An 18637-nucleotide genomic window follows, 5' to 3' on the forward strand; every position below is an offset into this window, starting at 1 on the left:
GTAACCCCGCTAAAGCGGCTAGCTCTCGAGTTCGGCCCGCAGCAACTGGTTTACGTCGCCCGGGTCCGCACTACCGCCGGTCTTTTGCATGACCTGGCCCACGAGGAAGTTGATCGCGCCGTCGTCGCCCGATTCGTAGTCGTCGACGGCACCCGGATTCTCGTCGATCGCTTCGACGACGGCCTGCTGGACCTCGTCCTCGCCGGTCTTGCCGAGTCCCTCCTCGGCGACGACCTCGTCTGGCGTCCGGCCGTCGTCGAGCATCGACCGCAGAACTTCCTCTCGAGCGTTTTTCGCCGTGATTTCGTCGTCAGCGACGAGTTCGACGAGTCGCGTCACCTCGTCGAGTCGGCCCTCGATCTCGGTGATCTCGATGTCGCGGTAGTTGAGTTCGCCCAACAGGTTGTCCGCGACCCAGGTGGCGGCGAGGTCGGGGTCGAACTCGGCGGCGACGTCCTCGTAGAAGTCGGCGACCTGCTTGGTCGAGGTGAGTTTCGAGGCGGCCTCCTCGCTTAGACCGTACTCCGCCTGGAACCGCTCGCGACGGGCCGAGGGAAGTTCCGGGATCGCGATCTCGTCTTTCCAGCCCGAGACGCGAAGCGGCGGGAGATCGGCCTCCTCGAAGTAGCGGTAATCTTTCTCTTCTTCTTTCGAGCGCATCGAGACCGTGATCCCGCGGCTCTCGTCCCAGTGGCGGGTCTCCTGTTCGACCGCGCGCCCGCGCTGGATCGCGTTCTTCTGGCGGGTCTCCTCGTAGGCCAAGGCCTTCTCTGCGCCCTTGTGACTCGAGATGTTCTTGACCTCCGTTCGGTTCGCTGCCTCGAGCGCGTCCATCCCGATTTCGTCGGTGTTGTCGCCGTCGATCTCTTCTTCGGGGATGATCGAGAGGTTGGCGTCGATCCGCAGGCTGCCGTCGCGCTCGGCGTCGAAGACGCCCAGGTACTCGAGGACCTCCTCGAGTTCGGCCAGAAACGCCCGCACCTCGCCGGGGCCGCGGAAGTCGGGGGCCGTGACGATCTCCATCAGCGGCGTCCCGGCGCGGTTGTAGTCGACGAGGGTGTACTCGGCCGAGTCGATGCCGCCACCGCCGCCGACGTGCTGGAGGCTCCCAGGGTCTTCCTCTAAGTGAGCGCGCTCGATCTCAATGGTGCGACGGGTTCCCTCGACGGCCACCTCGAGTTCGCCCTCCTGACAGATCGGCTCGTCGTACTGGGTGATCTGGAAGTTCTTCGGCAGGTCGGGGTAGTAGTAGTTCTTCCGGTGGAATCGCGTTTCTTCTGGGATGTCGGCGTCGATCGCCTTGCCAATCTTGACGGCGGCCTCGACGGCGGCCTCGTTTAACACCGGCAGCGCCCCCGGCAGGCCGAGACAGACCGGGCAGACGTTCTCGTTGGGCTCGTCGGCCGGCTCAGTCGAACAGCCACAGAAGATTTTCGTGTCGGTCTCCAGCTGGACGTGGACCTCGAGCCCGATGACGGTCACGAGGTCGCCCTGCTGGACGGTCTGGGCAGTCATTGGGCCTCGATTCGGGACGGGTGGGGTAAAACGTAACGGGACGGACTCGCGGGCGTTCGATGTCGGCTTCGGCATCGACCGGCCGCTGCCGTCGAAGTCACCGCGGACGGCGCGGCTCGGTCACACGTATTTGTGCCTGGGAGTGGCACGGTATCGCATGCCGACGATCGAATTCGAGGGCGAAGCGATCGACGCCGAGATCGGAGACAATCTCCGGCAGACCCTGCTCAACGCCGAGCGCTCCCCGCACAACGGGAGCGCGAAGTATGCGAACTGTCGCGGCAACGGGATGTGCGGAACGTGTGCCGTCGAAATCGTCGATGGCGACGCCGGTGAGCCGACTGAAAGAGAGCGCCATCGGCTCAAACTCCCGCCCCACAGTCCTGACTCGGGGCTCCGGTTGTCGTGTCAGCTGTCGGTTGCAGACGACCTCGTCGTGCGGAAGCACCCGGGCTACTGGGGCCAGCACGTCGAACGGGACTAGGCGTGATGCCTCCCTGTCGTACACGCATCCCCGTCGACCAACTGGTGCGTCGGGGGAGAGGGCGAAACCCAGTCGAGGAGGCGTCAGTAGCGTCGCTCGAACACCGTTCCCGACTCGCCGACGACGACCCGCGGCGAACGGGCAGTGCCGAGGGCGGCCGCGTGCAGGTCGTTACCGGACCGGAGACGGACGAGCGGCTCCCAGCCGTCGAAGCTCCGTTCGTAGATCGTGCCCGACGACGAGACCGCGATCGCGGTATCGCGATTACGCGCGAGCGCCGCGATCGGCTGCTCGCCCACCGTCGCACGCGACCAGTCGACGCCGTTGTAGCCGTAGACGACGCCGTTGCCGCCGGCGACCGTGACGTGGCCGCTGTCGATCGCCGAGACCGCCGCGAAGTCGACCCCCGCACCGTCGATCCCGATGCGGGTCCAGGTAACGCCGCCGTCGCGGGACTCGAAGACGCCGCCGTCGGTGTCGACGATGTATCCGTAGGCCAGCGACGTGAGCGCGATATCGGTGACGCTCGAGCCGCTGCCCGGTTTGCTGACCTCGCCCCACGACACGTCCGCGCCGTCGCGCCGCCCCCGAAGGAGTTCTCCGGAGCTGTTGATAGCCGTAATGCGCTCGTCGCCGGCCAGCCCGGCGGCCGCAATCGCCGTCCACGAGGTCGTCTTCTCGAGCGGTGCCGAAAGGTCGACGGCGCGGTCGGCGACCACGTCGTACAGCCCGAGCGCGCCGCTGTCGCCGGCGACCCACAGCACTCGGCCGTTGCTCGTGACCGCGGCAGTGCGGAGCCCGTCGCCGGCTTCCGAGAGACCGTGCTCGAGGGCGACGGTCCAGTCGCCGTCTTCGCGCGCGAGGACGACGCCGTCTTCGCCGACCGCGTAGGCACCCTCGGCCGTCGGGACCACGTCGTACAGCGCCGCGTCGGTGGGGACCTCGACGGCGACCCACTCGCCGTCGGGACCGCCACAGCCGGCCAGCGCGAGCGACCCGGCCGCCGCGCCGATCGTCGCCAGCACGCGGCGTCTGGACGGGTGCCGGGCGGTCATGGCTCGTTCCGACTCGAGTGCGCGTCGGCACTCGCGTCGGCGTCGGCGGCTCGAGACGGGTCGTCCATCTCGGCCGGTCGAGTCACGCCGGCGGAGTCGTGGGACTCGTGGAACTCGCCCGGCGGGGTGAACGCGCCCGGCGCGGAGGTCCGCATGAGGATCGCGGAGATCCGGACGACGTAGGCGAACAGCACCGCGAGCGGGCTGAACGCGACCGCGAGCGCGAGGCTCACGAGGACGAGCAGCCACCCCTCGAATGCGACCGGCGGGTAGCCGCTGGCGTAGATCATGATGACCAGCGATGAGAGCAAGATCGCGGCGGTGCCGCTGTAGGTGATCAGCCGCGAGAGCCGCGCGAGTTCGCGCTGGAGGTAGATCGTCGTGAAGTACTGCCGGGTCGCGTCCACGGTGACGAACAGTTCGCGCAGCTCCGAGAGCAGCGACTCGGCCCGGTCCGATAGCTCCCCGTCGAAGCGCCGGCGGAGCCGCCGTGCCTCGTTCGCCGCGCCGGCGTAGTCGTGATCGATCGTCGGGAGGACGACTGCGAAGACCGACTCCGTCTCGCCGGTGAGCCGCGAGGAGAGAGCCGTCGTGTGATCTCGCGTACGCACCGCGAAGCTCCGGATGGACTCGAGGGCCGAGATCGGGACATCGTCCTCGGCGTCGGCCACGGTGCTTCGCTCGCCGTCGCCCGCCGCGGGCCGCTGTAGCTCCTTGCTCACGGTCGCGAGTTCGTCGGCGCGGCTGCCGATCGTACCGGCCAGCCGGGCCAGGAACGGGGCGGGATCGGTCGGGCTGACGCCGTCGCCCTCGGTCTGGGCCTCGACGCGGCTGCGGAACTCGTGAACGCCGGCGATGCGGTCGGTGAGCCGATCGGGCGTGCCGAATAGCCGCGAGATGATCAGCTGGTTGACCGCGACGACGATCGGGATGAAGGAGAACAGCCCTGCGATCATCGTACTGAACATCGTCGTGACGAACCGGCTCTCCCGGACGCCGATGACGTCGCTGACGCCGAGGACGAGCGCGAGCCCGAAGATACCGGCGACGAACCCGCCGACGATCACCCGCCGATCGCCCTCGAGCAGGAGCCACCGCCGGGCGCGCCGTCGCGACGGCGTGTCGGTCAGATACTGTGCGCCGACCCGGACGCCCGCCCAGCCGAGGCGAGCGCCGGCCGCGAGCGCGGTGACCGTCAGCCGGAGGACGTAGCTGATGAGCGAGACGGCGAGCGGCGATTCGTCGCCGTCGTGGCGGTCGGTGCGATCCGCGCGATCGACGTGGTCATCGTCGTCGGGTCGTCCGTCGGCGTCGTCGCTCGAGCGGCCGGACTCGCGGCTCGGCTCGGGCGATCGTTCGGGGCGTTCGCTCGGGCGGTCGTTCGAGGACACTGTCCGGTCGGACTCCCGGTCGGCGGTCGGTGGTGACGGATCGTCAGTCATGGAGCTGATGAGGTTCGAGGTGGGTCAGAGGCCGTTCGAGACGGCCTCGAGGAGGCGAATCGAGAGCAGTAGCAGGCCGGTCAGGACGACGACCCGCCGAATGATGGCACCTCTGGTGGTCCTGATCCGCGAGCGGTCCGAGGGATGAAAGCCGACGGTCCAGAGGGTTGCGATCGCGCCGACGTTGATGGCGATGACGTTGACCGCGACGACGACGAGCGAGCCGAGCACCGCTTCGGGCTGGCCCCAGGCGACGCCGACGCCGACGACGCCGATGGGCGGCATGATCGCGGCCGCGATCATCACGCCGATGAGATCGGTGATCCCGGTCGTTGCCATGCCGAGCCCGCCGGCGATGCCCGAACAGACCGCGACGGTCACGAGCAGCGACGGCGGCAGGCCGTGACTGCCGAGCCCGAGACTCGCCTGCAGGTCGACCGCGCCCGTGATGACTCGCGAGGTCCGCGCGAAGATCGCGAACGCGAGGGCGCTCGTCGTCGCGACACCGATGCCGACCAACTGGTGTTTGACGCCGCGGACGAACAGCCGGCGTTCGTCGAGGACCGTCGCGGCGCTCGAGGCCATCGCCGGCCCGAGCAGCGGGGCGATCACCATCGCGCCGACGAGGACGGCAAGCGAGTTCAGCAGGACGCCGGTCGTGGCAACGACGCCGCTGATCGCCGTCATCGCGGCGAAGATGACGAGCGACGGCAACTGTGACTGGGCTTTCGATCGCAGTTCGCTGCGCGAGATGCGCTCGAAGGACAGCCACTCGCGTCGGCCGTCCGGCGGCGAGTCGTCCCAGCCGCGCCCGACGATCGCCATCGGCTCCTCGACGACGATCGCGACGTCGCCCTCGACGGCCGCCAGATCGTCCTCGAGCGGTTCGACCGCGTGTGCGGGGGCTGGCACCGTGATCGTCCGGCTCTCGCCGTCGGCGTGGTCGGTGAGACTGTACTCGAGGTCGTGGCGCTCGATGATGGCCGTGACCTCGTCGGTACTTGACGCCGACGAGGTAAGCACCGTCAACAGACGCATGTTCGACGTTTCCGTAGCGGGGCCGGACCGACGATACCCGTCGCGGTCGGTCACAGCAGTTCGAGTGCATCGGTATCTGGAGTCGGATCGTCGGGGAAAGTTCGCGCAAAGAGCGAGCAGACGGTTTCCCGGATCGTCTCGAGGCGATCGTCGCCGGTGTCGTCACAGGAACCGCCACAGCGGCCGATCGGGCCGTCGGGGCCGACGACGTACGTCAGTCGACCGCCACAGGCCGGACACCGCGGTTCGGCGTGGGCCGTCATCCAGGTCACGTCGACCCCGTCGCGGGCGAGTCGCTCGCCGAGTGCGTACCAGACGATGAGATCGCGCTCCTGGCGTCCCGTCGCCGTCCGCTTGAGCCGACCGATCGCGAGCGCGGCGCGACGGGAGAGTTCGTCGTCCGGATCGGTGTGACGCCGGTGACAGCGCCGGAAATAGGTCACGAGCGCACGCCTCGAGGAGCGCCGTTCGCCCGTCGTAAGCGGGGCGTCGAGGGCTGCGCTCGGCGAGAGGTCGTCGGCCTGGGGGACGCGCTCGGGGCGGCCGTGTTCGTCGTAATGAACCTCTCGCGAGAGAGAGGCACCGCTGGTCGGACAGAATGCGTATTTACCAATCATCTGTTGGAGGTCGATCGGACCGGCAGTGCGGTCCGACCGTGCATCCCGGCTAGCGGTGCCAATGGTATAAACTGACACAATACTGAGAGTATCTACAATAAAGATACGGACCCATACGCCGCCCTAGACGTATGTTTCGATTATTTTGTGTAATAATATTATGTATCTAGACAGCTTATGAGGCGGTGGTTCGTACGCCGGGTGCGTCATGTCACGTAGTGATTTCGCACCCGTCAATCCGACCGACCGCGCGCCGTGGTACTGGTACGTGCTGATCGGGTATCCCGTCCTGAGTCTGCTCGGAATCGTTTCGCTCGCCCGTCTCACCGGCGGTGGCTCGGTGCTGGCGACGGGTCTCGGCAGCGTCGCGCTCCTGATCGTCGTCGCCGTCGGCGGTGCCGTCACGCTGCCCGCGCTCTGGCGCGACGTGGAGTTCGTCGCGACGGAAACCGATTCGTGGACCCCCGATCGGGAGATCTACGTCGGTGCGGCGGTCGCCACACCGCTGCTTCTGGGCATCCTCTCCGGGCTGGTGGCCGGGTTCGGCATCGCAATCGCGATCGCGGTCGTCGCGTTTTTGCTCTCGACGGTCGCGGTCTGTCTCGCCTATCTCTACAACCGCCACCGAGAGATCGGGCTCTTGGCCCGCTAAGCGAGCACCCCGTCGCACCGACGGTGACCGAGCGTCCGTCGTCAACCTGGCGAACGCTTCGGTTGTACTCCGAATTCTCTAGGTTTCGTCCATTTTTATAGGGCGCAATCTATTGGTTATTGCTGTTGGTAGGCCCGGGCGACGCGCCACCGGCGCGGATGACCCCCTGGCCGAACACCACAGTCGCTACTGTCCGATCGGCGGCTTCGGTCGGGCGCTTTCCTCGTTCACGTCCTCACGGACGGTCACTGCGATCCCCCGCCATGCTCTCAGCGATACCCCCTCTCACCGACGCGTCCAGCATCGCACCGGCAGCGGGGCGGCTCCTCGCCGTCCTGTCGCTTGCGATCGATCACAGCGAGCTTGCACCGTGGCCGATCGCAGTCGCCCAGTCGACCGGGCCGGGATCCGTCGCGCCGAACGGCGGCGGGCTCGCGTTCGCGGCCCGGCTCGTCGGACTGCTCGGCGCGTTCGTCCTCGGGCTGTTCGAGGGCGTGTTCATCGCCGCCCGGATGGCCTGGGACACCTGGTGGGCGCTCGTCCTCGGCTTTACGATCACCGGTGCCGTCCAGGAGTTCGTCTCCGAGGAGCGCCTGACCGACTACCTCGGCGACGACGGCTGGCGCGAGATCGGCTACGGCACTCTCTTCGGCGCGTCCTCCTCGAGCTGTTCGTTCTCGGCGGTGGCGACGACCCGGACGCTGTTTACCAAGGGTGCCTCGGCCGCGGCCAGTCTGGGCGCGTTCCAGTTCGCCAGCACGGACCTCGTCCTCGAGCTCGCGCTCGTCGTCACGATCCTGCTGGGGTGGCAGTTCGCCGCCGCCGAGATCGTCGGCGGGCTCGTCGCCGTCGCCGTCATCGCGGTCGTCTACCGCCGGTTCGTCCCAAAATCGTGGGTCGAACGGGCGCGAGCCCACGCGCGGGCGCTCGAGGAGATCGAGTGTGCGACCTGCGGAATGGCCGCCGATCCGACCGACGAAGCCACGATCGCTCGAGAGTTCGACGGCGAACGGCGGTACTTCTGCTGTGGCGGGTGTCGCGGTGCGTACGATCCCAGCGATGATCGAGCGGGGGTCACCGCCGGCCCCGAACTGCTCGAGGCGGACCGCTGGCGGTCGGCGACCGCGAACGCGATCCGCGAGTGGGATATGCTCTGGCGCGACATCGCGCTCGGCTTTCTCATCGCCGGGTTGCTGGCAGCGCTCGTCCCGACCGCGTGGTGGACCGCCCTCTTCGGCGTCGGCGCGGAGGGGACCGCGGTCCGGTCCGTCTCGAACGTCGTCCTCGGGGCCGTCGTCGGCGCGGTGACGTTCCTCTGTTCAGTCGGCAACGTCCCCTTCGCGGTCGTCCTCTGGGACAACGGCGTCTCCTTCGGGGGCGTCCTCGCCTTCATCTTCGCGGACCTGCTGATCCTCCCACTGGTTCGCACCTACCGGCGCTACTACGGCACCCGCATGGCCGCCGTCATCTTCGTCGCGTTCTTCCTCGCGGCGGTGGTTGCCGGCCTCACCGTCGAACTCGTCTTCGGCGGTCTCGGCCTCGTACCGGCTCACAGCGCGGCCGGCGGCTCGGTCTCAGGGACGTTCACGGCGCTGTTCAACGTCGTTGCTACCCCGATCCTCGCGGTCCAGCTCTACGTCGCCCTCGAGCCCGACCAGCGCGTCCGGCTCGGCAACCGACTTGCACCCCACGTCGCCGGCGTCCTCTATTACGCCCACAAGACCCTCGAGCGGATCGCGTACGCGCTCGAGGACCGCGGGCTAGAGTAAGAGCGCACCGACCCCGGCCGCCACATCGTCCGACCTGTTCAGACCGCTCGAGCCGACAGTCTCGCGCCGCCAACCAATCGATCCCACCGTCTCAGTACTCATGACACTACCATCGACCGACAGCACCGACCGTAGCGATCCGGTCCGACTCGTCTGTCTCGTCGCCCTCGTGGCGACCCACGGGCTGATCCGCCTGACCGAACGCTACCTCCCCGAGTTCCTCGCCGCGCTCGGCTACGGCCCGATCGTCGTCGGCTCGCTCGCGACCCTCGGGCTGGGCGTCGCCGTCGCAGCCTTCGAACGACCGTTCGGGACGGCCGACGGCGACACGGCGACCGAACTCGAGGTGCAGTCGACGGTGGCCGCCGTGCTGGCGACGACCCTCGCCGCGATCGGCCTGTTCGCCTGGGCGGGCGCACCGACGCTCGACGCCCTGCTCGGAACGCCGCTGTCCGCGCTTGGCTGGCTCGCACTCGGCGTCATCCTCCTCGGCGGATGGCACGCCGGCGGGCCCGCGCGACGCCTATGGCCGGGCGAGACGCGCGCCGCGACGCCACGCTCGAGGGCGGCGGCATTCGAGGCCGACGAGACCGACGATCGATCGCCCCGACGGGTGGCCGTGCCCGACCGGCGAACGCGGATCGTCGTCGGTGCGATCGGCGTCGCGGCCGCCGCGGTGGTTGCGACGGCAGCAGTCGCGAGCGCCGACGCCGTCGGTGCTGGCTTCGCGCTCCTCGCGGCGGCCGGCGCTGCGGCCGCCCTCGTCGGTGCAATCGCGCTGGGAACCGTTCGGGACCGCCCGCCGCTACTCGGTGACTGGCCGCCGAGCCACGGACGATCGGACGACGCCACCCCCACCCTCACCGTCGTCCGGGACGCTGTCTCGCGGCTCCCCGACCGCCGGCGGTGGGCCGTCATCGGCGACGCGCTCGTCCGAGTGTCGATCGCGGGAATCGTTCCGTATCTGATCCTCCTGATCGCCGAGTACCGATCGATCGGGCTCGCGGTCGGCGGCCTCTCGCTCTCGCCGGCCGCCGCGTTCGGGCTGTTCGTCCTCGCCGAGGCCGGCGGCGCGGTCCTCGGTGCAGTGGCGTCACCCGCGCTCATCTCGCGAATCGATCGGCGACACCTGCTCGCGCTCGGCCTGACCGGCGTCTCGCTGCTCCCGATGGCGCTCGTCGCCGCGCCCGCTCGAGCCGCCGTCATCGCCGCCCTGTTCGGCGCGCTCGGCTGTCGCACCGCCATCGATCCGATCCGGCCGACGGTCGGGACGAGCGCTCGAGCCGCGCCGGTCCCCGGGACGGAACTCCCCGCCGAGGTCCGAACGGCGGTCCGAGCCGCGATCGTTCCCGCGCCGCTGATCGGCGGAGTGCTGTACGCGATCGATCCGGTCGTGGCCGTCACCGCCGCGACGACCGTCGGCCTGCTTGGCGTTCGCGAACTGGTCCGTGCGTTCAGCTTCGACGGGTACCGATGAGCCGGGCATCCACGCCGAGACGGGCACTCGAGGAGGCCGGCCGTTCTCTCGCCGGGCTCTCACGGATCGACCACCGTCGGCTCGGTCGCTGGTATCTCGGCCTCGCGCTCGCGATGGGACTGTGGGGCGGGCTCGACGCGCTGTTCCTTCGGACCGCGCTGGTCACACCGGAACTCGACCGGTGGACGGCCGAGACCTACAACGCCTTCTTCACGACTCACGGGTTGACGATGCTGTTCCTATTCGCCCTGCCGGCGATCTGGGGGTTCGCCTACGCGGCCGTCCCGCCGCTGACCGGGACCGACGGGACCGCGTTTCCCCGGCTCGGCGTCTGGGCGTTCTGGCTGCAGGTCCCCGCGGCCCTGTCGCTCCGGGCGGGCACGATCGGCGGAATTCTCGGCCTGGCCGGACTCGAGCCGGTCGCGAGCGGCTGGACGCTGTACCCACCACTGAGCATCCTGTCGCCGAACCCGGCGGTCGACGCCGTGCTGGTCGGTCTCCTGCTCGTGGCCGTCGGCACCGCGGCGACGGCGATCAATTTCGTCGTCACGATCCGGCGGTGTCGCGAGATCAGGTGGCTCGACGTGGACACGTTCACCTGGACGGTGCTGACGAGCGCGGCGATGTCGGTCGTCGCCTTTCCCGTGCTCGCCGTCACGGTCGCACTACTGCTCACGGATCGGACGTTTGGCACCGCCTTTCTCATCGGCGACGGCGGGCCGCTGGCCTGGCAACACCTGTTCTGGTTCTTCGCGCATCCGCTGGTGTACATTCTGGTGTTGCCGCCGATGGGAATCGTCAGTCACATCCTACCGCGATTCGCCGGCCGACGGCTGGCCGGTCGCCGCTCATCGGTCTACTCGACGCTCGCGATCGGCGTCGTCTCCTTTACCGTCTGGGCCCACCACATGTTCGTGACCGGCATGCGCCCGTCCGTTCGGACGGTCTTTATGTTCACCACGCTGGCGGTGGCCCTGCCGAGTTCGGCGAAGCTCTACACCTGGCTCGCGACCCTGTGGGGCGGCGCGATCCGCTATACCGCGCCGATGCTGGCCGCCGTCGCCGCCGTCGGCTTCTTCGTCGGCGGGGGCGTCACCGGCGTCTTCCTCGCCGCCGTCCCGATCAATATCCGTTACACTGGGACCTACTACGTCGTCGCTCACTTCCACCTGCTGCTGGCCGGCTTCGTCGGACTGGCGCTCGTCGCCGGCGCATACTACTGGTGTCCGCTTCTGACGGGACGGCGGCTCGAGCCGGGGCTCGCCCGGCTGCACGGCTGGCTGACGGTCGTCGGAATCGCCGTCACGTTCGGCGCGCTGCTGGTCGTCGGGCTGGCACAGCTCCCGCGACGGGCGGCGACGTATCCGGCGGCCTACGCCCCGCTTCACCGGCTCGCGACCGTCGGAGTCTACGTCATCGCAGCCGGCCAGTTCGTCTTCCTCGCGGCCCTCGCTCGCGCGCTGGTGGGCGAAGGCTCCGCACCCGACGATCCGTGGTCGCTCGCGGACGGTCCGTCGCACGCACGCGAATGGCGGTAGAGTCCGAGCTGTCGTCCGACCGGGCTCGCCGCCCGCGTAGCCAGCGAACCGGATTCGGTCGCGACGAGCGTCTCGATGGCGACCGTCCTGTCGATCGCCACGGTAGCCGCGTCGATCAGTTGTATCGATACTCGACCACCGCAGATGCGCGTTCCGCCCGCTGTCCGGCGGTCATCCCCTCATTCATGTCAACTACCCCAAGCACCGACGTCGCACTGATGCTCGTTCAACTGATCGCCATCACGATTCCGTCGACCGTCGTCCTGATCAACCTGTTGCGCCGGTCGGACAACCTCAAATGGACGTATCGGAAGCTGAGCTTCGGACTCGTCGCGTCGTGTATCACGCTGTTGCTCGCGGCCGCGATCGGCGTCCTGTCGTACTTCTTCACTCACTTACAACTTCCCACCACCATCGATGCCGGACTCGTGCTCGTGATCTTCGGTCTGCTCCCGCTCGCGGTGTTCGTCGCGGTTCTCTACCGAGAACATCGAAAGGAGTTCGGGCCCTGAGGCCGCTCGCTACGTCCGGATCCGGGCCGGCTGCGGGTTCGATCCCCGCGCGTAGTTTCGGCGGCGTCGCCGCCGATGATGAACCGATGTCGAATCACACCCCCACCGATACCGACGACTGTGACGAATCGAGTCCCGACGACGGCGAGGAACGGCCGACCGACGAAATCTCGAATCCGCGGCCGCTGACGAACCTCACCGGGTTCAAACGCGACCAGTTGTTCGTCATCCGGCTGCTCGCGGACCGCAACCCCCACGGACTCGTCATCAAGGACAAACTCGACTGTTACTACGACGAGGAGATCAACCAGGGACGGCTCTACCAGAACCTGGGCGAACTCGTCGAAGAGGGCTACGTCGAGAAACATCCACTCGACGGCCGAACCAACGCCTACCGGCCGAGTACGCACGCCAACGAACGCCTCGAGGAACACTACGAGTGGGAGCGTCGCTGCCTGTTCTGCGACCTTCCGTGACCCCACCCGTCCGCGTTCGCATCGGCGGCGGTCGCGGACGTGCGATTTGCCGACTCCATCCCCGTTACCATGACCTCATTTCACGACACCGATAGCGACGAGCCCAGCCGAACAGACCCCGATCTCGACGCCCCGTGGACGTACGCGACCGCTGCCGCGCGTCGTCTCACGCTTCCGGACGAGATCGAGCAACGACTCCTCTACCCCCGCCAGCGACAGCGAATCACGGTGCCGTTCGAACGCGACGACGGTTCCCACGGCGTCTGCGAGGGGTACCGCGTTCGCCACGACGGCGTTCGGGGCCCCTACCTGGGGCCACATCGGTACGCTCTCGGCCTGACCGGCGACGACTGTGCCGGCCTCGCGGCCGCGACGACCGTCAGCGCCGCGATCGCCGACGTTCCCTTCGGCGGTGCCGCGGGCGGAATTGCGATCGATCCGACGACGCTCTCCCGTTCGGAACGAGTGAGCATCACTCGCTCGTACGCGACCCGCGTCACCGGCGTCGGCCCCGAAACCGACGTTCTCACTCCTGGTGTCGGGACCGACGAACGAACCATGGCGCAGGTCGCCGACGCCGTCGACGCTCGCCCCGACGGCCCACAACGCGGGGCCGTCGCCGGCAAACCGCCGGCGCTGGGTGGAATACGGGCGATCACTCGTGCAAGCGGCCACAGCGTCGCCCACGTCACGCAGGACGTCCTCGAGACCGACCACGACCGGCCGCTGTCCGACGCGACGATCGCCGTCTACGGCACCGGCCACCTCGGCGCGACGGCCGCCCGCCTCCTCGAGTTCCAGGGTGGTACCGTCATCGCCATGTGCAGCGATCAGGCCGGGCTCACCGCCTCCGAAGGCGAGAACGGGCTCGATACGGACCTCGTCCCGAGTTACCTCGAGCGGCCGGACGCGCTCTCGGCGTACGACGACGGGACGATGACCGGCACGGAGAACGTCCTCGAACGGGACGTGGACGTGCTGGTCCTCGCAGAGCCCGCGACGGTCGTGACCGCGGAAAACGCCGACGCGATCGCGGCCGACCTCGTCGTCGAGGGGGCAACCGGGAGCGTCACTCCCGGCGGCCAGTCCGTCCTCGCGGAGCGCGATATCCCCGTCGTCCCCGACGTGCTTGCGACGGTCGGCCGGCCGATCGCGGCCCACCTCGAGTGGCTCGGCAGCAACGGCCGTGACCGAATGAGCGACGCTTGCGCGACCAACGAGTTCGGCTACGCGCTCACCGGCGCGGTCGACGACGTGCGTGATCGGCGCGAGAGCTGTCGGCTGAACTGGCGCGAGGCCGCCTACAGCGTCGGGCTCTCTCGCGTCGCGGCGGCCCACGAGGTGATTCGATGATCGACCGGCTCGAGCGGTCGCTGCGCGACGCTCGCGGTTGGTTGGGGCGCATCGAGCTACCGGAGAGCGACGAGAAAGACGACGCGAGCTGCGACCGTGCGGCGACCCGTCCCGCCGACGGCTCGACGAGCGACGGGGAACCGCGATCCGACGGCGATCCCACCGGCGGCGCGGCCTCGAGTGTCGGAGCCGGCTCGAGCGACGACGCGGCGACCGGCTGGGAACTCGCTGATTCCCCCGCATCGAAGACCCTCTACGACGTCGTCCACGGACAGGACGGCCCCTACGCCTGCGGCGAGGGCGGGCTCTTGCTCCACCGGGGCGACGACGGCTGGCGCGTCCTCCTGGAACGTGGCCCCGGCGTCGCGGAGAACACCCTGCGTGCCATCGGTGCGACCGACGACGGCTGCCGGCTCTGGTTCGCCGGCGACAGCGGCGCGCTGGGGTGTTACGACGTGGCCGACGGCCACCTCAGTGACTACTCCGCGCCGATGGAGAAGACCAGCACCTGGGAAGCGATCGCCGTCACCGGGAAGACCGATTCGGAGCGCGTCCGCGTTGCGAACGGGTCCGGTGAAGTCCTCGAGTGCATCGTCGAGGACGGCTGTCCGACCTGGGGCGCGGTCGTCGAACCCGGCGGCGGGTCGACGATCACCGGCCTGACTGCCGGCCCCGACGGATTCTACGCCGTCGACACCAGCGGCGGGGCCTACCTCGAGACCCGATCCGACGACTCGAGCGAGCGCCCGTCTCCGAGCAGCGATCCCAGAGACGGCACACCGGCGGACACGGAACCGACGGACACCTCCCCGACGGACGAGTGGCAGCGAATCGGCGTCGACAACGCACAGGTCAACTTCCAGGACGTCTGGGCGGACGAGGCGTCCGTCTTCATCGCCGGAGCCGACGGGATCGCCTACCGGTACGACCCCCACTGCGAGAACTGGACGCCGCTGTCCGTCGGTCAGGGAGACCTGCAATCGATTCGGTCGATCGGTTCCGACGCGGTCGCGGTCGCAAGCGGCGGCCGACTCTACGAACGCGACCAGAGCGTCCGCTGGCTCGCACGCGAGACGCCGACCGAACAGTCGCTGTTCGGCCTCGCGCTCGCCCGTTCGAGTGCAGACGTCGATGCGGGGCTGGCGACCGCCCCCGTCGACGTCGCGGTTGGAGCCGGCGGCGTCATCATCGAGCGCGATCGGCGGTCAGGCTCGAGCGGGCGCGACGCCGGTCGGTGACGGCTATCGCGCGTCCTCGAGTTCTTCCAACGCCCTCGGGTTCTCGATGCTGCTCATATCCCCGAGGTCCTCGCCGACGTAGGTCGCCTGGATCGCTCTGCGGATGATCTTGCCCGACTGCGTCTTGGGGAACTCGTCGACGAACAGCACCTCGCGCGGGCGGAACGGTTTGCCGAGTTCGTCGCCGACCTGCGCGTACAGTTCCTCCCGGAGGTCGTCCGTCTCCTCGCGGCCGGCCTCGAGGACGACGTAGGCGACGACGGCGGTGCCGGTCGTCTCGTCGGGCGCGCCGATGGCGGCGGCCTGGTTGACCGCGTCGTGGTCGATGAGCGCGCCCTCGACCTCGGCGGGGCCGACCTTGCGGCCGGCGACGTTTAACGTGTCGTCGGCGCGGCCGTGGAGGAACCAGAAGCCGTCCTCGTCTTGCTGGGCCCAGTCGCCGTGGTTCCACATGTCCTCGAACGTCGACCAGTACTCCTCTAAGTAGCGCTCGTCGCCCGACCACAGCGATTTCGTCATCGAGGGACAGGAATCCCGCGCGACGAGGTAGCCCCGTTCGTGGTCGTCTTTGATCGAGTTGCCCTCGCGGTCGACGATGTCGATATCCATCCCGAGACCCGGGCCGCCGAGCGTACAGGGTTTCAGCGGCTGGGTCGGCATCGGCATCAGGAAACACCCGCAGATCTCGGTACCCCCGGAGATGTTGATGATCGGGGCGTCGCCGCCGCCGACGTTCTCGTAGAACCAGCGCCAGGATTCTGGGTCCCACGGCTCGCCCGTCGACCCCAGGATTCGCAGCGAGGAGAGGTCGTGGCCGGAGAGCCACTCGTCGTCTCTGGCTCCGTCGGAGCCGGATGGCTCGTCGGACGTCGGCTGACGCTTGTCGTGCTTTCTGAGCGCCCGGATCGCGGTCGGCGAGATGCCGAACTGGGTGAGGTCGTGGCGGTCGATCATCGCCCAGAAGCGGTCGGGATCGGGGTAGTCCGGTGCACCCTCGTACATGAAGACGGTGCCGCCGAAGGTGTGCGTCCCGATCAGCGTCCACGGCCCCATCATCCAGCCGATATCCGACACCCAGAAGAATCGGTCGGCGGGCTTGAGGTCCATCCCGAAGTAGACCTCCTTCGGACACTGGACCTGTACGCCGGCGTGGGTGTGGACGATCCCCTTCGGCTGGCCCGTCGTCCCCGACGAATAGAGGAGCATCGACTCCTGGTCGCTCGGAAGCGATTTCGTCTCGTACTCGTCGTCTCGCGTCTCGACGACGTCGTGCCACCATTCGTCGCGGTCGTCGTCCCACGGGATTTCGTGCTCGCTCGTTTTGGTACTCGAGCCCAGTCTGTCGAAGACGATCGTGTGCTCGACGTGGCCGGCGTCTGCAATCGCCTCGTCGGCCGCTGACTTCAGGAAGACCGGGTCGCCGCGCCGGTAAAAGCCGTCGCCGGTGAACAGTACGTTCGGCTCGGCGTCTTCGATCCGCGTCGCGGCCGCGTCGACGCCGAATCCCGAGAAGATCGGGACGGCGATCGCCCCGGCTTTGAAACAGCCGTAGAGGATCGAGACGACCTCGGGGACCATTGGCATGTAGAGCCCGACGGTGTCGCCCGTCTCGACGCCGCGCTCCTCGAGGGCGTTCGCCACCTGATTCGCCTGCCTGTGGAGTTCGTGGTAAGTAATCTCACGGACCTCGCCGTCTTCGCCCTCCCAGATGGTGGCGACCGTGTTGCGCCGCTCCTCGTCGATGTCGGCGTGCCGGTCGACGACGTTGTGGGCGACGTTGAGTTCGCCGCCGGGGTACCAGTCGGTGAACTGCGGCCCCTCTTCGTCGTCCCGGACGTCGTCGTACTCCTCGTAGAACTCGATCCCGAGGTAGTCGACCAGTTCGTCCCAGAACCAGTCGACGCCACTGTCGGGTTCGCCCTCGAGGTCGGTCGTCGTTCGTTCGATGAGTTCGTCGTAGTCCTCGATCCCGTACTCCTGCATGAAGTCGTAGACGTTCGTCGACTCGACGAACTCCCGACTCGGCTCGTGGACGATCTCGTCGATGTCCTCGAGACTCGGACTCGTGTTCCCGGGCATTGTTACTCGTAGGTAAGGGTCATGCCACCATCAAACAACAGGTCGCCGCCGTCTAAGTGTCGGCCGAGGTCCGAAAAGCCAAGCAAGAAAAGATTGGCGACGTCGATCGGTTCCATCATCTCCGTGACGCGAGACTGGCCAAGCATCACGTCCTCGATCACCTCGTCGACCGAAATGCCGCGCTGTTCGGCCGTGTCCTCGAGTTGGGCCGTCACCAGCGGCGTCTTCACGTAGCCGGTGCTGATCGAGAACGCCCGGATCTTCCCGTCGCCCTCGGCGGCGATCGACTGGGTCAGCCCGCGGAGGCCGAACTTCGAGACGTTGTAGGCGACCTTGTCGCTGGTGACGTAGTGGCCGTGGACGGAGGCCATGTTGCCGACACAGCCCGTACCGTCCGCTGTCTCCCGGAAGTGCGGAATGCAGAGCTTCGAGAGGTACAGCGGTGCCCGGAGCATGATTCGGTGCATCCGATCATAGGTCTCCATCGGGAACTCGTCGATCGGATCGATGTGTTGCATCCCCGCGACGTTCGCGAGATACGTGATGTCGCCCAACTCGGCGGCCTCCTCGACGACGCGCTCTATGTCGTCGTCGTCGGTCAGGTTCCCGGGGACCGGCTCGATCGTCCCCTCGAGGCCGAGGTCCTCGCCACGGTCGGCCGTGCCCGCGAGCCCGTCCTCGTCGATGTCGGTGGCCGCGACGGTCAGCCCATTGCCGGCGGCGGCCAGCGCGGTCGCGCGGCCGATACCGGAGGCCGCGCCCGTCACGAGACAGACATTGTGACCAGTGAACGAATTATCCGGGAATCGATAGATCTCCTCGCTCGAGACCGTAGGCGCCGTGACCTGTTGCTGGGACATGCGTTCTCACGGTAGCCGACTGCACGGACCACGATAAAGGTGGTCGGCGCTCGACCACGACCGAGCGCGGGCGTCGACTCACACAAATGTAAGGAATATTATGGTCGTCTGACGTACGTTTATGTGGGCGGATCGACCCCTAGACGGTATGTCGAACAATCGTGTCGAAAAACTCGAATCGACGGTCGCGGAACTCGAGTCGACGGTAGAGGGACTGACCGACGAACTGATAGAGGCAAAAGAGCGGATCCGCGTCCTCGAGGCCGAACTCGATGCTGACACCCCGACGCGTGTCCCCGATCGGCGCAGCGAGGAGTCGGAGTCGGAAACGGAAGCGGCACAGACGCCCGAAGCCGAACCCGACGAGGTGGCCGAAGCGACGGCCGACGCCGACGACAAACGAGGGACCGGCGACGAAACGGAAGACTCAGGTAGCGACGACATTATTGTCGCGTAACTGCGGCCGACGCCGCGGCGGAGAGGACGGGAGCGCTACCGCGATCCGACTCCGCGGCGACGGGTACTGCGGAAC

At 68.0% G+C, this 18637-nt stretch carries 17 protein-coding genes; 10 read left to right on the forward strand and 7 right to left on the reverse strand.

The window, feature by feature from the left end; all coding sequences use genetic code 11:
- Nucleotides 1-18 precede the first annotated feature (18 nt).
- Nucleotides 19-1515 carry an Asp-tRNA(Asn)/Glu-tRNA(Gln) amidotransferase subunit GatB gene (gene gatB, locus ACJ70B_RS04835; RefSeq protein ID WP_408959279.1) on the reverse strand — a complete coding sequence of 499 codons (1497 nt, stop codon included), beginning with the start codon at nucleotides 1513-1515 and terminating at the stop codon, nucleotides 19-21.
- A 157-nt stretch (nucleotides 1516-1672) separates the two neighbouring features.
- Here gatB and ACJ70B_RS04840 point away from each other — a divergent pair, with 157 nt between their 5' ends.
- Nucleotides 1673-1999 carry a 2Fe-2S iron-sulfur cluster-binding protein gene (locus ACJ70B_RS04840; protein WP_408959280.1) on the forward strand — a complete coding sequence of 109 codons (327 nt, stop codon included), beginning with the start codon at nucleotides 1673-1675 and terminating at the stop codon, nucleotides 1997-1999.
- A gap of 83 nt (nucleotides 2000-2082) precedes the next feature.
- On the opposite strand, the gene ACJ70B_RS04845 is transcribed toward ACJ70B_RS04840, so the two are convergent.
- The 4 genes from ACJ70B_RS04845 to ACJ70B_RS04860 are packed head-to-tail and all read right to left on the reverse strand — an operon-like array spanning nucleotide 2083 to nucleotide 6151.
- Nucleotides 2083-3054 (reverse strand): WD40/YVTN/BNR-like repeat-containing protein, encoded by a 972-nt coding sequence (locus ACJ70B_RS04845; RefSeq protein WP_408959281.1) that lies wholly within the window; start codon nucleotides 3052-3054, stop codon nucleotides 2083-2085.
- Nucleotides 3051-4496, reverse strand: a complete 1446-nt coding sequence (locus ACJ70B_RS04850; RefSeq protein WP_408959282.1) for a hypothetical protein — start codon at nucleotides 4494-4496, stop codon at nucleotides 3051-3053. Before ACJ70B_RS04850 ends, ACJ70B_RS04845 begins: the two co-directional genes overlap by 4 nt.
- 24 nt (nucleotides 4497-4520) lie before the next feature.
- Nucleotides 4521-5534 carry a TIGR00341 family protein gene (locus ACJ70B_RS04855; protein ID WP_408959283.1) on the reverse strand — a complete coding sequence of 338 codons (1014 nt, stop codon included), beginning with the start codon at nucleotides 5532-5534 and terminating at the stop codon, nucleotides 4521-4523.
- A gap of 50 nt (nucleotides 5535-5584) precedes the next feature.
- Complete coding sequence (locus ACJ70B_RS04860; RefSeq protein ID WP_408959284.1) at nucleotides 5585-6151, reverse strand: hypothetical protein; 567 nt, start codon at nucleotides 6149-6151, stop codon at nucleotides 5585-5587.
- A 208-nt stretch (nucleotides 6152-6359) separates the two neighbouring features.
- On the opposite strand from ACJ70B_RS04860, the gene ACJ70B_RS04865 reads away from it, so the two are divergent.
- From ACJ70B_RS04865 to ACJ70B_RS04900, 8 genes are all read left to right on the forward strand, one after another.
- Complete coding sequence (locus ACJ70B_RS04865; RefSeq protein ID WP_408959285.1) at nucleotides 6360-6803, forward strand: hypothetical protein; 444 nt, start codon at nucleotides 6360-6362, stop codon at nucleotides 6801-6803.
- Nucleotides 6804-7066: 263 nt separating this feature from the next.
- Nucleotides 7067-8572 (forward strand): permease, encoded by a 1506-nt coding sequence (locus tag ACJ70B_RS04870; protein WP_408959286.1) that lies wholly within the window; start codon nucleotides 7067-7069, stop codon nucleotides 8570-8572.
- A 100-nt stretch (nucleotides 8573-8672) separates the two neighbouring features.
- Nucleotides 8673-10049, forward strand: coding sequence for a transporter (locus ACJ70B_RS04875; protein WP_408959287.1), 1377 nt, complete (start codon nucleotides 8673-8675; stop codon nucleotides 10047-10049).
- The gene (locus ACJ70B_RS04880; protein WP_408959288.1) at nucleotides 10046-11587 is read left to right on the forward strand and encodes a cbb3-type cytochrome c oxidase subunit I; all 1542 of its coding nucleotides are present in this window, start codon (nucleotides 10046-10048) and stop codon (nucleotides 11585-11587) included. Before ACJ70B_RS04875 ends, ACJ70B_RS04880 begins: the two co-directional genes overlap by 4 nt.
- 185 nt (nucleotides 11588-11772) lie before the next feature.
- Complete coding sequence (locus tag ACJ70B_RS04885) at nucleotides 11773-12099, forward strand: hypothetical protein (protein WP_408959289.1); 327 nt, start codon at nucleotides 11773-11775, stop codon at nucleotides 12097-12099.
- An 86-nt stretch (nucleotides 12100-12185) separates the two neighbouring features.
- Nucleotides 12186-12575 carry a helix-turn-helix transcriptional regulator gene (locus ACJ70B_RS04890; protein WP_408959290.1) on the forward strand — a complete coding sequence of 130 codons (390 nt, stop codon included), beginning with the start codon at nucleotides 12186-12188 and terminating at the stop codon, nucleotides 12573-12575.
- A 69-nt stretch (nucleotides 12576-12644) separates the two neighbouring features.
- Nucleotides 12645-13928 (forward strand): Glu/Leu/Phe/Val family dehydrogenase, encoded by a 1284-nt coding sequence (locus tag ACJ70B_RS04895; protein WP_408959291.1) that lies wholly within the window; start codon nucleotides 12645-12647, stop codon nucleotides 13926-13928.
- Nucleotides 13925-15166, forward strand: coding sequence for a hypothetical protein (locus tag ACJ70B_RS04900; RefSeq protein WP_408959292.1), 1242 nt, complete (start codon nucleotides 13925-13927; stop codon nucleotides 15164-15166). Before ACJ70B_RS04895 ends, ACJ70B_RS04900 begins: the two co-directional genes overlap by 4 nt.
- 3 nt (nucleotides 15167-15169) lie before the next feature.
- Here ACJ70B_RS04900 and ACJ70B_RS04905 read toward each other — a convergent pair whose 3' ends face one another.
- Both ACJ70B_RS04905 and ACJ70B_RS04910 read right to left on the reverse strand, forming a co-directional pair.
- A complete protein-coding gene (locus tag ACJ70B_RS04905; RefSeq protein WP_408959293.1) occupies nucleotides 15170-17245 on the reverse strand; it encodes an AMP-binding protein in 2076 nt (691 codons plus the stop codon).
- 2 nt (nucleotides 17246-17247) lie between these two features.
- Entirely contained in the window at nucleotides 17248-18105 is an 858-nt protein-coding gene (locus ACJ70B_RS04910; protein WP_408959294.1) for an SDR family oxidoreductase, read from the reverse strand.
- Nucleotides 18106-18253: 148 nt separating this feature from the next.
- Between ACJ70B_RS04910 and ACJ70B_RS04915 the strand changes: the two genes are divergently transcribed.
- The gene (locus ACJ70B_RS04915; RefSeq protein ID WP_408959295.1) at nucleotides 18254-18562 is read left to right on the forward strand and encodes a hypothetical protein; all 309 of its coding nucleotides are present in this window, start codon (nucleotides 18254-18256) and stop codon (nucleotides 18560-18562) included.
- Nucleotides 18563-18637: the final 75 nt, after the last annotated feature.

This window comes from Natrinema sp. 74 (assembly GCF_046097095.1).
Lineage (GTDB): Archaea > Halobacteriota > Halobacteria > Halobacteriales > Natrialbaceae > Natrinema.